Origin of the sequence: Nitrosomonas sp. Is37 (assembly GCF_033063275.1) — a bacterium.
Taxonomy (GTDB): Bacteria; Pseudomonadota; Gammaproteobacteria; order Burkholderiales; family Nitrosomonadaceae; genus Nitrosomonas.
The window spans coordinates 1-14,700 of the sequence record NZ_JAWJYP010000013.1; the positions used below are offsets into that span (position 1 = coordinate 1).

A 14,700-nucleotide genomic window follows, 5' to 3' on the forward strand; every position below is an offset into this window, starting at 1 on the left:
GATCATCACAGGGGGTGGGTTCTTGCTTCTTTGGCTTCATCAATTCACCAGAAATTAGGGGTCAATAGTATTAATTCTGGCAAATTCCATACCTTTTGAATATCCCTCAATGCCAATATTTATGCTGGTTTCTATAGTATTTCAGGGGCGACTAAGTAGTGTCGCACGAACAAAATGAATTTCCATCAAATTATTAACGGTCGAAGCAAATTTGCACTCAGCTCTCAAATCTTGACAGTAGAGCACACCACACAACAATTTCTTTATAGTTCAGCAGTTTATGAATATAAATTAAGGTTAAAGAATTAGATATATACTTTTCTATAACTCGTTAGTATACCAGAAAGCAATCTTAGATATTTCTTACAGTAACAAAAATTCCAAATTACTTTAATTCTTCGCTGGAGCATACGGCTTACAATAAACCCTTGCAGGAAAAGCTTCACTGCGACGCGAGTTTTTAATGACATCTCCCCCATTTTTTATACAAGCCATTGTTGACTTATCAAGGCTAGCAAAATACTCATTAGTTCCAGGAGGTGAAGAGATGGGAGCCACTTCGTCTCGGATCCGCTTGCATGTTTCTGGCTCATCCTCTGCAATCACATCAGTAGTCATTGGAGGTAAAGAGCATAACCGACAGGGATCACCCACACAAAGACATCCCTTACATGATGCCTGTACCAAAGTAGCTAATGAGCTTAAAAAAATACTTAATATTAGTACAATTAATACTCGTATTAAATCAACCAGTTTTAGTTGCATAAAATGATCTCCAAAAATATTTATTCCCAATGTCAGGCAAGAACTGCTGGACAACAAATCGAGGTAATAAAAGAACGATTACGGTATTTTAAACAAAAGGTTGCAGAAGCTGAATAGGGACTCGAAATTGTTTACGAAAAATCAAAAGAAACAAATGCGAGAATGAAATTAGCAAAAAAAAGTAGAATGAGCTCTCAATAAGCTCACTCAAGAATGGAGGAAACGAAAAAACAATAGATAAAAATGAATACGAAAATTATTCAAATGGATGCCTAGAAACGATAGTTTCGTCACGATCAGGACCCGTCGAAATCATATCTATCGGTACCTCACAGATTTCTTCCAGCCTTTTTAGATAATTTTGTGCTGCTTTCGGTAATTGCTCAAAATCTCTTAATCCTTGGGTACTCTTGGTCCATCCAGGCATCTCTTCATAGATAGGTTCACAGGCTATCAACTCTTCAGCGCCTACTGGTAAAATGCTAAGAGATTTTTCCATGGCAGTATTACTGCTATTTAACTTATATCCTACGCAAAGCTTCAAGGTTTCAAGGCCATCAAGAACATCTAATTTGGTAATACATAAGCCCGATACGCCATTGATCTGGGTAGAACGTTTCATTGCTACTGCATCAAACCAACCACAACGGCGGCGACGCCCTGTTGTTGAGCCGTACTCGTTACCACGAGAAGCTAAATACTCACCTACATCATCGTTAAGCTCAGTAGGAAATGGCCCCGAGCCCACGCGAGTCGTATACGCTTTAGTAATACCCAGAACATAATGCAACATCTGTGGCCCTACCCCACTGCCGGATGCTGCCGCACCAGCAATACAATTGCTAGATGTCACAAAAGGATAAGTGCCATGATCAATATCTAGCAACGCTCCCTGGGCGCCTTCAAACAGAAGGTTATTACCTTCTTTATTGGCTTCAAATAGCAATTGCGGCACATCTGCTACCATAGGCCTAATACGCTCAGCCTCAGTGAGGCTTTCATCAATTGTCTTATTAAGATCGACTATAGGCGCTTGGTAATAATTTCTCAAAATAAAATTATGATAATCGAGTATTTCTTCTAGTTTAACAATAAATCTCTCACGGCAAAGTAAATCTTGCAAACGTATTGCACGTCGCGCAACTTTATCTTCATAAGCTGGGCCAATACCACGACCAGTAGTGCCAATTTTGTCTGAACCTCTAGCTATTTCTCGCGCATTATCAAGCGCAATGTGATGAGGTAATATGAGCGGACAAGCTTCACTAATTCGCAATCTTTGACAAACATCGATGCCTGCCTTCTCAAGCATATCAATTTCTTCAAGCAAAGCCTGCGGAGAAAGTACTACTCCATTACCAATATAGCAAACAACGTTCTCGCGCAAAATTCCAGAAGGCACAAGGTGCAAAACAGTTTTTTTGTTGCCGATTACCAACGTATGACCAGCATTATGGCCACCCTGAAAGCGAACGACACCTGCTGCATGATCAGTTAGCCAATCGACTACTTTGCCTTTCCCTTCATCTCCCCATTGTGTTCCAATGACTACTACATTTTTGGTCATATCTCAGAATTCCTTCATCTTGATGTATATGGACAATTTATATTCCCACTACTTGCCATACACCATTGTGCAAGATAATCTTCCTGTCATAGTAGAGGGTATTTTCTTCGCTTTCACTTCCAGGCAATTCTGTTATAACGATATGACCTTCATTTCTCAACTGCTCAATTATTTTTTCCAGTGTTTTATCATCTCTTTTGTAAGGCGCCAGAATTCCTTTAGAGCATGTATCTGATCTGACTAACCTCGACAATTCACGTAAATCCATACTGAAGCCTGTAGCCGGCCTCGCTCTTCCAAACGCTTTGCCTATTTCATCGTACCGTCCTCCCAATGCAATAGCGTTAGCGCTTCCTTGCGTATAAGCTGCAAATACCATACCTGTGTGATAATGATAGCCGCGCAGATCAGATAAATCGAAAGTTATTGTATCTACATATGTCTTTAACTCTTCTTCAACCACCTCAAGCTGATCTAGTGCATTTTCGATTTCTGGATAATCAGGTAGCGTTTTACGAGCGTATGCAAGTATTTTTTTACCACCATATAATTCAGGAAGAAGCATCAGAGCATCTCGAATATGCTTATCTAGCCGTTTATCAAGCCCAGTGCATAGAAGCTCCCTCAGAGCAGCTGTATCTTTAGTTTGTAATACATTGTACAAATCCACTTCAAACTCAGGGAGAATCTCTGAATCCTTAATCAAACTTCGGAAAATATCTACATGACCCAGATCGAGATGAATTTTGTCAACCCCAGACACTGCAAGACATTTCAACATTAAACGTTGAATCTCAAGATCACTTTCCAGACTAGAGTGACCATATAATTCCGCCCCGATCTGAAAGGGTTCACGAGTACGTGTAATTTCGCAAGGAACAGCATGTAACACGCTATTTGCATAGCAAAGACGAGTCACTCCTTTAGCATTCAGTAAATGTGCATCTATGCGTGCAGTTTGGGGTGTACTATCTGCGCGCAACCCCATCATTCTTCCGCTTAATTGATCTAACACTTTAAACATGCGCAGATCCATATCACTGCCACTGCCTGACAATAATGATTCCACGTACTCCAATAATGGTGGAATAACAAACTGATAGCCATGTACAAGAAGTAAATCCAAAATGCAGCGACGCATTTTTTCGATACGTAATGCCTCGGACGGCAGAACATCTTCGACATATTCAGGGAGAAACCAGTTACGCATTCTTGTAATGATTTAGGAGTTGCTTAATTTATCAACTACCAAGCAAAAGAGAAGGTTATAAGAATTTAATTCACTAAATAGAGCACTATTAGCCCTATTACCATTGACGTCAATCCAATGAATCGGATCTGATTATCTTCCAATTCAACAAGTTTTCTAAAAGTATCACGCCAAGCATTAGGGAATGTAAAAGGAAAAATACCTTCCAATACCAACATTAATGCAATGGCCATCAGAAAGATATCCCACATACAACGGTATCTCCAACAAAATTCTTGATGATCCAGCGTTTTCCATAATGAAATCTACTCACCAGATCAAATTCTCCCAAAACTGAGCAAAAAGATCAAAACACTGTTCAAAGTGTTTTGACCTGACTTTTATTTTTTACTTACTGCGTTATTTTTACTTTCTGCACTATTCAAATATTTAAAAAATTCTGAGTTGGGTTCAAGCACTAATATATCCCCTTTTTCCTTAAAGGAATTTTTATAGGCCTCCAGGCTTCGGTAGAACGCATAAAACTCTGGATTCTTTTCGAAGGTGCCTGCATATGTAGCAGCAGCCTGGCCATCACCTTCCCCCATAATCTTCTGAGCGTCACGATAAGCTTCAGCCAATATTACTTCACGTTGCCGATCAGCATCCGCACGGATCTTTTCAGCTTCCGCAGCACCAGTTGAACGCAATTCATTTGCTACCCGTTTTCGTTCAGCTTCCATCCTGCGATACACTGAATCGCTAACCTCTTGGGGTAAATCAACACGTTTCAAACGCACATCAACCACTTCAACACCGATTTTTTTTGCATCCACATTTGCTTTCTGACGCATGATTTCCATGATCCTATCACGCTCACCAGAAACCACTTCATGCACAGTGCGGTTACCAAACTCGTCACGCATACTCGAATTCACTGTTTGTACCAATCGAGTCCGTGCTAATGCTTCATCTCCTCGCACACTAATATAGTATTGCTTCACGTCAACGATACGCCATTTCACAAAAAAATCTACCAAAACGTTTTTCTTTTCTGAAGTAATAAAGCGTTCCGGCTCTTCTGTATCCAAAGTGAGTATGCGTGAATCAAAGTAACGTACATTCTGCGCTACAGGAATCTTAAAATACAACCCTGGCGAAGTTTTTACATCAACCACTTCCCCCAGTTGAAATAAAATTGCTTGTTCGCGCTCATCAACAATAAATATTGCAGAACCTCCCACTAAAACTAATACAGCGACTATGCCCGATAATATTGATGATAATTTTCCCATTTTTATCTTACCTCTCGTTCACGACTGCGAAATGATTCACGTGTACGCGTGCTCACATCAGGAGCTTCTGGAGCTGTTGGCGTGGGCATTGTCATGGGTGGTTTCGAGATGCCACCTTCCCTTTGAATCAATTTATCTAATGGTAAATACAACAAGTTACTACCACTTTTCTGATCAATCAGAATTTTACTCGTATTGGAAAGAACCTGTTGCATCATATCTAAATATAGACGATTGCGCGTCACGACTGGTGCTTTACTATATTCGACGAGAATCTTGTCGAAACGACTGACATCACCTTCTGCGCTTGAAATAACACGCTGCTGATATCCACTCGCCTCTTCCAATAAACGTGCCGCAGCACCTCTTGCTCTAGGAATCACATCGTTGGCATAAGCCTGACCTTCATTACGTTGCCGCTCTCTATCTTGTCCAGCCTTAACTGCATCATCGAATGATGCCTGCACTTGTTCTGGTGGCTGTGCATTCTGCATCGTTACTCTACTGATAGTAATACCTATCTGATAGCGATCCAGAATAGTTTGCATTATTTGTGTTGCCCGGGCGGCTACTTCCTCACGCCCCTCGTACAATACAAAATCCATTTTGCTTTTTCCGATAATTTCACGTATAGCCGTTTCGGCGATTTGCAACACGGCATTGTCTGGATCACGATTATTAAACAAGAAGTTCTCAGGATTATTTAAAATGTATTGGACAGCAAACTGAATATCAATAATGTTTTCATCATCGGTCAACATCAACGACTCTTTCAGCACTTTGCTTCTGACATTATTCCGATAACCAATTTCTATCGTGCGCACTTGGCTAACGTTAACAGTTTCCACTTTCTCAATCGGGTAAGGCATATGCCAACGCAACCCCGCTTGAGTAGTATCAACATGCTTACCGAAGCGAAGCACGACACCGCGCTGACCCTCATCTACAATGTAAAAACCGCTGGCAGCCCAAACAACTAGCAGCAAGAAGATGATGACCATGATATTACCACTAATTTGTCTTTTTGGACCCTCTCCTCCAGGACCCTCACCACCATCGCCCTTTCGGCCAAAAAGCTCATTAATTCTTTTGCTGACATTACGCAGCACATCATCCAGATCTGGAGGGTTAGAATTGCCTTTTCTTCTTCCCCATTGAGGATCATTTAATCCCATGATAATTTAATCCTTCCTCTCGTTCTAAAAAAGGTGTAGCACTGCTATCGTTCACTCTCCCAGCTTCCAAGAAGCTCTCTCTTAAGTCTACAGAATTCTGCGCAATCGCTTCTGCCAGGGCCAATCTAACAAATTCTAGCCCATCGCCGGTCTTAGCACTTAGCTGAATAGATATTATTCTACCATACTCATCCCGCTTATAATCTGCAGTCCTGCTTGATTCGGCACGATCGATTTTATTCAATACCAAAATTTGTGGAATGGTTTCTGCTCCAATTTCTTTAAGCAGTTTATTTACTTCTGCAATGTGCTCATTACGGGATGAATCAACCGCATCAACTACATGTAAAAGTATATCAGCTTGTACTGTCTCTTCTAACGTAGCGCGAAATGCAGCAACCAAAGTGTGAGGCAGTGCACGAATAAACCCAACCGTATCTGAAATAACCAATCCCCCGCAGTTTGGAATAAATAATCTACGTGTCGTCGTATCTAGCGTAGCAAATAATTGATCAGCTGCATATGCCTGAGAACGGGTTAGGCTATTGAACAGAGTTGACTTACCTGCATTAGTATAGCCAACAATAGATACAGACATCACCTTGGTACGCTGCCTCGCCCGTCGCTGGATTTCTCGCTGGCGTTGAAGCTCTATGAGTTTCTCTCTCAGAAATTTAACTCTCTTGGTAAGTAACCGTCGATCTGTTTCAAGCTGCGTTTCACCTGGACCGCGCAAACCTATCCCACCTTTTTGTCGCTCCAAGTGCGTCCACCCTCGTACTAACCGTGATGCAAGATGTTCTAACTGAGCAAGTTCAACCTGCAATTTACCTTCACGGCTTTTAGCACGCTGCGCAAAAATATCAAGAATTAAGCTCGTACGATCAATAACACGACACTGAAGCCGCTCAGTTAGATTTCGCTGTTGTATCGGGGAAAGATCATGATTGAATATTACCAGTGATGCGCTAGTCCGACTCAAAATTTGATAGATTTCATCTAATTTACCACTGCCAACGAAAGTTGCAGGATCAGGCCGTGAGCGCTTTCCTTCCACGACAGCTAAAACTATGAGCTGATCACTCATAGCAAGCTGACGCAATTCTTCTAAGCTTTCTTTATCACTATCGCCTAGATTGAGACCCACTAAGATAGCAGTGTTATTCTTATCTGTTATTAGCTCTGTGTGATCAATCATCACGTAAAACTGGTGTTTCAATTGGGAAAGTAACAGCCCTAGCTGGAACTACTGTAGAGATCGCGTGTTTATATACCATTTGTGTAACTGAATTTTTTAATAGCACAACGTATTGATCAAATGAATCAATATGTCCTTGCAATTTAATACCATTGACCAAATAAATAGATACTGGAATATGTTCCTTCCGTAGAATATTTAAAAATGGATCTTGCAACAACTGCCCCTTAGCACTCATGAACAACCCTCCCTGTTTTGTTTCTAATCATCTCTAATTTTAATTATTAGATAAGAGACTCTACTTTATTTTTCTAAGTTGGCCACATCCGCCCAACAGGATTACCATCGAAATATACAAATAGTAGAATAAGATATTGCAACCGGATATTAACAAATGCAAGAGGTATATTTGAAAAAAATTTAAATGCTGAGTTTGGCAAAGGCAAATAAAGTTAGTATTAGTGCAAATGAGGACCAAGCTTATCAGAATTTAGGCATTTATCCTAAGAACAGCCTATATGCTGGGTTATTGCTTTCATCCCAATATCTATATCCAAGATTGTCAAGAAAATTTTTAAAATCAGTTTTTTCACCGGGTGGCACCTCCATTCCTACCAATACACGCCCAAAATCAGCCCCATGGTTGCGATAATGAAACAAACTGATATTCCAAAGATGGCTCATATTATTAAGAAAATTCATTAAAGCACCTGGCCTATCAGGAAATTCAAAACGATAGAGAATCTCATTCTTGACATCCCTGGAACGCCCTCCTACCATGTAACGAATATGCAACTTTGCCATTTCATTGCCGCTCATATCTTCGGTACGCAATCCACTTGCTTCCAGACTCCCGATCAGATTAAGTGCTTCTTCACGATTATGAACCGAAACCCCAACAAATACATGCGCTTCTTTAGGATCTGCATAGCGATAATTAAATTCAGTAATACTCCTTGTCCCTAACAAGGCACAAAATTTCTTGAAACTACCAGGCTCTTCAGGAATCCTAACCGCCATCAGTGCTTCACGTTGCTCTCCTAGCTCTGCACGTTCAGAGACATGACGTAAACGATCAAAATTCATGTTGGCACCTGACGCTATCGCTACGAGTTTTTTATGAAGTAATTTTTCACGTTCAACATAGGCCTTTAGTCCAGCAACAGAGAGCGCTCCAGAGGGCTCAAGAATGGCACGGGTATCTTCAAATACGTCTTTAATAGCCGCACAAATAGCGTCCGTATCCACTAGAATAATCTCATCAACCAACTCTTTACACAGACGAAAAGTTTCCTTACCAACATGTCTAACTGCCACACCATCAGCAAATAATCCTACTTGCGAAAGTTTAACGCGACGCCCTTTCTGTAACGAACGATACATAGCATCTGAATCAACTGGCTCGACTCCGACAATCTTGATTTCCGGGTATAGTCTTTTTACATAGGCGGCAACCCCGGAAATAAGTCCTCCTCCTCCTACCGGCACGAATATGGCGTGAATTCCTGCTCCATGCTGGCGTAAAATCTCCATACCAATTGTCCCCTGCCCTGCTATTACATCTGGGTCATCATAAGGATGAACAAAAGTAGCATCTTCTTGCTGCGTAAGCTCTAAGGCATGTTCATATGCATCATTATATGAATCACCATAGAGTAACACCGTGGCGCCAAGTGCCATCACTGCATTGATTTTGATCTGAGGAGTCGTCACTGGCATCACAATCGTAGCAGAACAGTCCAATTTCTGAGCAGCTAATGCTACACCTTGCGCATGATTACCAGCCGAAGCGGCAATCACACCACGTTTGAGCATGGCAGAGGATAACTTTGCCATTTTATTGTAAGCGCCACGCAGCTTGAACGAGAATACTCGCTGCATGTCTTCTCGTTTCAAAAATACTTGGTTATGAATGCGTGCTGAAAGATTAACTGCCTCCTCTAGTGGTGTTTCTATAGCGACATCATAAACACGGGCGGTAAGCACTCTTTCGAGATAATCATTCCTCATAAGATTACGCTTTGGAAATGGTAAACAAAGTTAAGAGCATGGATTTGCATGGATTTACAAGATGTGCAGATTCTATCATGCTAAACGAATTGCAATCGGTAAGAGGCAAAATCTCATAATTATTTAAATGAAAAATGAAGCAATATCACCACTAATTGTTGATACATGCCAAAGTTAGGAAATTCTACTAGAACGAGAAAGTGAAAATGCTATAAAAACTGAAGATTTCATAACGTAATCCCCTCATACTTGACACGCTGACACGTCTTACCAAGAATGAGACCGATCAACAAGCTACATGCAAAGAGTAACTACTGACAAAATTGTTGACTTACTTGAAAGACAAATAAAATACATCAAATTACCTAAGGCGTGACTTTTAAATAATTATACGCTAAGGAACAGCATTGGACTAACACTATGTTTGTTGCGACATCAACAACGCTAACTCCATTGCCAGAATCATCCTCAAAATTTACTTTAGGCAGTTAAAGTCATTCTAAATACAAAAAAATAAACTTTTATTGATGAGAAATAAACTGAAAATTCAAACTCAACACAATATATTTTTTTGAAATTTTTAAATTAAAGGATAAAGAACTACTCATTGTAATGCTAGAAAATAAAAATTCCTTACAAATTCACCCAGATCATCATGAGCCTGGGTGAATCAGAAGGTATTTCAAAAATTCCAGATTATTTCTAATCCAAGCGCATTCTTTAAGACCATTTATTCAAATGGCTGAGGTCTTGGGGTTGCATTATTAGAAGGTGGCAAAATAGGTAATTTGAAATCAGGTTGTTTACCAGTCAGTGTTTTCAAGAAGGCCACAATATTGGCAATTTCTTCTTTGCTGAACTCGCGGTTAACTTGGATCTTGCCCATAGTATTTACCGCTTCTTCTAGCGTTGCAGCACCACCATCATGGAAATAAGGGTATGTCATTTCTACATTTCGTAATGTAGGCGCCTTAAATACAAAACGATCTTCTTCCTTACCTGTCACATCCATGCGACCTATTGCAGCACTTTTTGTTTCATAAGGTTTATAAACACCCATTTTTTCAAATGAATTCCCACCAACTGCTGGACCGTTGTGACATTTTGCACAACCTGCACTCTTGAATAATGTGTATCCATCCAATTCTTCCTTAGTCAGCGCACCTTTATCACCTTCGAGCCATTTATCAAAACGAGAATCCGGTGTAACCAAAGTTTCCTCAAAGGTTGCAATCGCGGTAGTAATTCGATCTATATCAACTCCCTCCGAACCAAAAGCCTTCTTAAATTGTTGCTGATATTGAGGCATAGAGTTAATCACTTTTACCGCCATTTCATGAGTGGAAGCCATCTCGCCAGGATTAGCAATGGGTCCGCCTGCCTGTTCTTTGAGATCCTTTGCACGTCCATCCCAAAACTGCGCCAGATTCATGCTCGCATTCAGCACAGTAGGTGCATTGATCGGACCTTGTTGCCATTTATGGCCAATGGAAGTTTTAATGTTATCAGTACCTCCCATGCCCAAATTGTGGCAGGAATTACAGGAAATAAAACCAGATTTTGACAATCGGGTATCAAAAAATAACATCTTCCCAAGCTCAACCATTTCGGCATTTTCTGGTTTTACCGGTTTAATGGGCTGTATCGGCTCGTTAGCAGCAAAAACATGCCCGGACATAAACATTACACCAATCGATAATAGCGAGGCAGTTAGCTTACGCATCATCATTGAGAATCTCCTAAAAAAACACGGCTGTAATGGCGCAGCCGGTTACGCCTAAATGTACTCTCTCAAAATAAAATTCATTAAAAATAGCTGGTTGTAATTTACTTAGCTCATTTTAGGTCATCTACTTTTATATCACTGGCAAAAACTCATTTTTTCTGCCTTTTCACAGAAGCAGCAGTCTTCGAAATAATTTGATCGCCTTCTACATAACCGTAATCACAACCTTGTCCAATATCACAATTAAGCAAGTGAGATAGCTCTATAAGCGCCTGCCGATAGACTTGACGCTTAAATTCCACAACTGAGTCAAGCTCCACCCAATATCGATTCCACCGCCATGCATCAAATTCAGGGTGTGGACTTTTTCTGAGCGATACATCGGTATCACGCCCAAGTAAGCGTAGCAAAAACCAAATCTGTTTCTGACCCTTGTAGCTTCTGCGCCATTCACGCCTTATCCAGCATTCTGGTACGTCATAACGCAGCCACTCCCGAGTGCGCCCCAAAATTTCTACGTGATAGGGTTGTAGCCCTACCTCTTCAGTTAATTCTCGATACATCGCCTGTGTTGGGGTTTCACCTGATTTAATGCCCCCCTGAGGAAATTGCCAAGAATCCTGCTTGACACGTTTCCCCCAGAAAACTTCATTTTTCGAATTCAGTAGAATAATTCCAACATTAGGACGATATCCGTTACGGTCTATCATTTGATTCATCCGTCATTTGAGACGTCAATTACCAGCCATTTTTCCATACTTTTTCCTAGATTAAAAGTCATCATAAAACAAAAAATCAGGACATACCTTCCTTTAATTTTTTCATCTCTCCCTTTCTTAAAACTGGATATGATAGTCGCAGTGAGTTTAAACCACATAGGTAACCAACTTTTTCAGGGTAAAATTACTCTTTCTTATTTTTAATATAACGATAAAACATACGGAATCAATACCCCATGCGTGTTTCTCAATTCTTTATTTCAACGCTCAAAGAAGCTCCTACAGAAGCTGAATTGATCAGCCATAAACTGATGCTCCGGGCTGGTCTCATCAAACGCCTTGGCAGTGGCCTTTATACCTGGATGCCTTTGGGTTTGAAGGTTTTGCGAAAAATCGAGTTCATTATTCGCGAGGAAATGAACAAAAGTAGTGCGATTGAGCTTTTAATGCCCGCAGTTCAGCCTGCAGAACTCTGGCAAGAAACTACCCGCTGGGAATTATTCGGGCCACAAATGTTGAAAATCCAGGATAGACACCAACACAATTATTGTTTTGGTCCTACTCACGAAGAAGTAATCACAGATATAGCACGCAGGGAAATCAAAAGCTATCGCCAATTACCTCTAAACTTTTATCAGATCCAAACCAAATTTCGCGATGAAATTCGCCCTCGTTTTGGCGTCATGAGAGCGCGTGAATTTATAATGAAAGACGCCTACTCATTTCATGCCGACCTGAAAAGTCTGGAGCAAACCTATCGTCTGATGCATGACACATATAACCGCATATTTACCCGTATCGGCCTGAATTTTCGGGCTGTGGCAGCAGACGCTGGCGCGATGGGCGGTAGCAGTTCACATGAGTTCCATGTACTAGCAGATTCAGGTGAAGATGCGATTGCTTTCTGTCCCAATTCGGATTATGCAGCTAACATCGAATTAGCCGAGGCCATTTCTTCTGGAAAAGCTCGCGAGACACCAGATGGCGTAAAGCAAAGAATTTCAACACCCGACCAAAAAACCTGTGAGGAAGTTGCAAATTTTCTTGGTATTCCCATACAAAAAACCGTAAAAACATTGGCTATTACCGCAGATGATCATTTTTATCTCTTGCTGCTACGTGGTGACCATCAGCTAAATGAAACAAAAGTTAGAAAAATCCCATTTTTAAGCAATTTCGAATTGGCAAGTGAAGAAAGAATTCTAGCTGAAATTGGCTGTCGGCCAGGTTATATCGGGCCTGTTGGATTGGAAAAATGCATCATCGCTGACAAAGCTGTTATGGAAATGAGTAATTTCGTCTGCGGCGCAAATGAGGAAGGTTTTCATTTCACTCATGTCAATTTTGAACGTGATTTGAAATTACCTGATCATATTTTTGATATCCGCAATGTCGTTGCGAGGGATCTATCACCAGATGGTAAGGGAGCATTGGAAATTTGCCGGGGCATTGAGGTGGGTCACATTTTTCAATTACGCACAAAATACTCAGAAAAAATGAAAGCTACCTACCTGGATGAATCCGGGCAAATAAACGTAATGGAAATGGGATGCTATGGCATCGGGGTGTCGCGCATTGTAGCAGCAGCCATTGAGCAGAATCATGATGAGCACGGCATCATATTTCCCCTTGCGATTGCTCCCTTCCAACTTGCAATTATCCCAATCGGTCTGAAAAAAAATCCACAAGTACAAGCTGAGACCGAAAGGCTGTATCACGAACTTTCAGCAGCCCATATTGAAGTAATTATAGATGATCGTGATGAACGTCCTGGTGTAATGTTTGCTGACATGGAATTAATAGGCATTCCCCATAGAATCGTTATCAGCGAGCGAGGCCTAAAAGATGCCACGATAGAATATCGTGGACGACGTGATGAAAAATCTCAAATGATCCCTCTGAAGGAGATTACTTCATTTGTCATTTCAAAGATATGTGGAAACTGATTGGCTTTGTTGTAATTCTTACTCCGCCAATTGCTCAGGCAGGCGCCCAAATGCATGAACCTTTGTCCGCCAGTACCAGAACAGTATTACAAAGGGCTGTGAGCGATCAGGCCATTTCGCATTTTATTACACTGCCCGAGGCAGAAAGTAAGGCTTGGCTTACTACCATGTCTGAACAATTAAAAAAGCACATGCCCGATCAAAACGAGCGCGACAACTTCCTCACTACGGTTCATTACGAGGCCACCCGTGCAGGGCTCGATCCACAATTAGTGTTGAGTATTATTCAGGTCGAAAGCGGTTTCAGAAAATATGCTATATCAACCGCAGGTGCGCGCGGCTATATGCAAATCATGCCCTTCTGGGTTGATGCCATTGGCAGCAAAGAGCATAATCTCTTCCATCTACGGGTCAATTTACGTTATGGATGCACGATTCTGCGTCACTACCTTGATATTGAGAGAGGGAATTATTTTCGTGCTCTCGGAAGATATAACGGAAGTCTAGGACAAGCAACCTATCCAGAGCTTGTATTTAATGCGTGGCGCAAATATTGGCACTACCCTATAACCCAAGGGTTAGCACAGAATTAGCAAAATTTCTACTCAGCATGAAGGGGATCAGCTGCCTTCGATGGACTCGTGCTTCCTAAATAATTCTGTATGAATTTTTCAATATCCTCTCGTGTAAGTAATCCAATCTTTCGTGCTGCTGGTTTACCAGTAGGGTCAAATAAATAGGTACTTGGCAGCATCGATAGCTCATCAAGCTGCGAAGCAATCTCTCTGTTACCGAAAACGATCGGATAAGGAACAGACATTGCTTCAGTAAATTTTATTACAGTTTCCGTATCTGCATAATCCATTGCGATGCCAATGATCATGACATCATTCCGCTCTTCATAAAGCGAGATCAGATCGGGAATTTCCTCCAAACAAGGAGGACACCAGGTTGCCCAGAAATTTACCAGCACCCACTTTCCTCTATAATCGCTTAATTGATGTATTTTTCCCTTGCTATCCTCAAATCTGAACTGGAATTCTTCTGCCTGAATATAAAAAGATAGGAAATTCAATAAAAGAAATAAGCAAGGGAAAAAGCGTTTCATTT

At 41.0% G+C, this 14,700-nt stretch carries 14 protein-coding genes; 2 read left to right on the forward strand and 12 right to left on the reverse strand.

Annotation, left to right across the window (positions count from 1 at the left end):
• Nucleotides 1–390: 390 nt before the first annotated feature.
• The 11 genes from R2Q26_RS07570 to R2Q26_RS07620 form a co-directional block, all read right to left on the reverse strand.
• Complete coding sequence (locus tag R2Q26_RS07570; protein WP_317535728.1) at nt 391–765, reverse strand: hypothetical protein; 375 nt, start codon at nt 763–765, stop codon at nt 391–393.
• A gap of 256 nt (nt 766–1,021) precedes the next feature.
• Nucleotides 1,022–2,332: an adenylosuccinate synthase gene (locus R2Q26_RS07575; protein WP_317535729.1), complete on the reverse strand. Its 1,311-nt coding sequence runs from the start codon at nt 2,330–2,332 to the stop codon at nt 1,022–1,024.
• Between the two features lie 37 nt (nt 2,333–2,369).
• Nucleotides 2,370–3,542 carry an ATP phosphoribosyltransferase regulatory subunit gene (locus R2Q26_RS07580; RefSeq protein ID WP_317535730.1) on the reverse strand — a complete coding sequence of 391 codons (1,173 nt, stop codon included), beginning with the start codon at nt 3,540–3,542 and terminating at the stop codon, nt 2,370–2,372.
• A 65-nt stretch (nt 3,543–3,607) separates the two neighbouring features.
• Nucleotides 3,608–3,793, reverse strand: a complete 186-nt coding sequence (locus R2Q26_RS07585; protein WP_317535731.1) for a DUF2065 domain-containing protein — start codon at nt 3,791–3,793, stop codon at nt 3,608–3,610.
• A 129-nt stretch (nt 3,794–3,922) separates the two neighbouring features.
• A complete protein-coding gene (gene hflC / locus R2Q26_RS07590; RefSeq protein ID WP_317535732.1) occupies nt 3,923–4,816 on the reverse strand; it encodes a protease modulator HflC in 894 nt (297 codons plus the stop codon).
• A 2-nt stretch (nt 4,817–4,818) separates the two neighbouring features.
• The gene (gene hflK, locus R2Q26_RS07595; protein ID WP_317535733.1) at nt 4,819–5,991 is read right to left on the reverse strand and encodes an FtsH protease activity modulator HflK; all 1,173 of its coding nucleotides are present in this window, start codon (nt 5,989–5,991) and stop codon (nt 4,819–4,821) included.
• Nucleotides 5,978–7,189: a GTPase HflX gene (hflX, locus tag R2Q26_RS07600; RefSeq protein WP_317535734.1), complete on the reverse strand. Its 1,212-nt coding sequence runs from the start codon at nt 7,187–7,189 to the stop codon at nt 5,978–5,980. The genes hflK and hflX overlap by 14 nt, the downstream gene beginning before the upstream one ends.
• Nucleotides 7,182–7,427: an RNA chaperone Hfq gene (hfq, locus tag R2Q26_RS07605; RefSeq protein WP_090566622.1), complete on the reverse strand. Its 246-nt coding sequence runs from the start codon at nt 7,425–7,427 to the stop codon at nt 7,182–7,184. The genes hflX and hfq overlap by 8 nt, the downstream gene beginning before the upstream one ends.
• Nucleotides 7,428–7,687: 260 nt before the next feature.
• Nucleotides 7,688–9,199: a threonine ammonia-lyase, biosynthetic gene (gene ilvA, locus R2Q26_RS07610; RefSeq protein WP_317535735.1), complete on the reverse strand. Its 1,512-nt coding sequence runs from the start codon at nt 9,197–9,199 to the stop codon at nt 7,688–7,690.
• A gap of 730 nt (nt 9,200–9,929) precedes the next feature.
• Nucleotides 9,930–10,928 (reverse strand): cytochrome-c peroxidase, encoded by a 999-nt coding sequence (locus tag R2Q26_RS07615; protein WP_090566616.1) that lies wholly within the window; start codon nt 10,926–10,928, stop codon nt 9,930–9,932.
• 146 nt (nt 10,929–11,074) lie between these two features.
• On the reverse strand, nt 11,075–11,635 hold the full coding sequence (locus R2Q26_RS07620; RefSeq protein ID WP_317535736.1) for an RNA pyrophosphohydrolase: 561 nt from the start codon (nt 11,633–11,635) through the stop codon (nt 11,075–11,077).
• Between the two features lie 245 nt (nt 11,636–11,880).
• On the opposite strand from R2Q26_RS07620, the gene R2Q26_RS07625 reads away from it, so the two are divergent.
• Both R2Q26_RS07625 and R2Q26_RS07630 read left to right on the forward strand, forming a co-directional pair.
• Nucleotides 11,881–13,590 (forward strand): proline--tRNA ligase, encoded by a 1,710-nt coding sequence (locus R2Q26_RS07625; RefSeq protein ID WP_317535737.1) that lies wholly within the window; start codon nt 11,881–11,883, stop codon nt 13,588–13,590.
• Nucleotides 13,578–14,183 (forward strand): lytic transglycosylase domain-containing protein, encoded by a 606-nt coding sequence (locus R2Q26_RS07630; RefSeq protein ID WP_317535738.1) that lies wholly within the window; start codon nt 13,578–13,580, stop codon nt 14,181–14,183. Before R2Q26_RS07625 ends, R2Q26_RS07630 begins: the two co-directional genes overlap by 13 nt.
• A gap of 8 nt (nt 14,184–14,191) precedes the next feature.
• Here R2Q26_RS07630 and R2Q26_RS07635 read toward each other — a convergent pair whose 3' ends face one another.
• On the reverse strand, nt 14,192–14,698 hold the full coding sequence (locus R2Q26_RS07635; protein ID WP_090566607.1) for a TlpA family protein disulfide reductase: 507 nt from the start codon (nt 14,696–14,698) through the stop codon (nt 14,192–14,194).
• Nucleotides 14,699–14,700 lie beyond the last annotated feature (2 nt).

Bases quoted from the DNA above. Each gene is read 5' to 3' on its own strand.
- R2Q26_RS07615 (WP_090566616.1), bottom strand. From the start codon at position 10,928: ATGATGATGCGTAAGCTAACTGCCTCGCTATTATCGATTGGTGTAATG.
- hflX (WP_317535734.1), bottom strand. From the start codon at position 7,189: ATGATTGATCACACAGAGCTAATAACAGATAAGAATAACACTGCTATC.
- R2Q26_RS07580 (WP_317535730.1), bottom strand. From the start codon at position 3,542: ATGCGTAACTGGTTTCTCCCTGAATATGTCGAAGATGTTCTGCCGTCC.
- R2Q26_RS07620 (WP_317535736.1), bottom strand. From the start codon at position 11,635: ATGATAGACCGTAACGGATATCGTCCTAATGTTGGAATTATTCTACTG.
- R2Q26_RS07625 (WP_317535737.1), top strand. From the start codon at position 11,881: ATGCGTGTTTCTCAATTCTTTATTTCAACGCTCAAAGAAGCTCCTACA.
- hflK (WP_317535733.1), bottom strand. From the start codon at position 5,991: ATGGGATTAAATGATCCTCAATGGGGAAGAAGAAAAGGCAATTCTAAC.
- ilvA (WP_317535735.1), bottom strand. From the start codon at position 9,199: ATGAGGAATGATTATCTCGAAAGAGTGCTTACCGCCCGTGTTTATGAT.
- R2Q26_RS07635 (WP_090566607.1), bottom strand. From the start codon at position 14,698: ATGAAACGCTTTTTCCCTTGCTTATTTCTTTTATTGAATTTCCTATCT.
- hflC (WP_317535732.1), bottom strand. From the start codon at position 4,816: ATGGGAAAATTATCATCAATATTATCGGGCATAGTCGCTGTATTAGTT.
- R2Q26_RS07570 (WP_317535728.1), bottom strand. From the start codon at position 765: ATGCAACTAAAACTGGTTGATTTAATACGAGTATTAATTGTACTAATA.
- R2Q26_RS07585 (WP_317535731.1), bottom strand. From the start codon at position 3,793: ATGTGGGATATCTTTCTGATGGCCATTGCATTAATGTTGGTATTGGAA.
- R2Q26_RS07630 (WP_317535738.1), top strand. From the start codon at position 13,578: ATGTGGAAACTGATTGGCTTTGTTGTAATTCTTACTCCGCCAATTGCT.
- hfq (WP_090566622.1), bottom strand. From the start codon at position 7,427: ATGAGTGCTAAGGGGCAGTTGTTGCAAGATCCATTTTTAAATATTCTA.
- R2Q26_RS07575 (WP_317535729.1), bottom strand. From the start codon at position 2,332: ATGACCAAAAATGTAGTAGTCATTGGAACACAATGGGGAGATGAAGGG.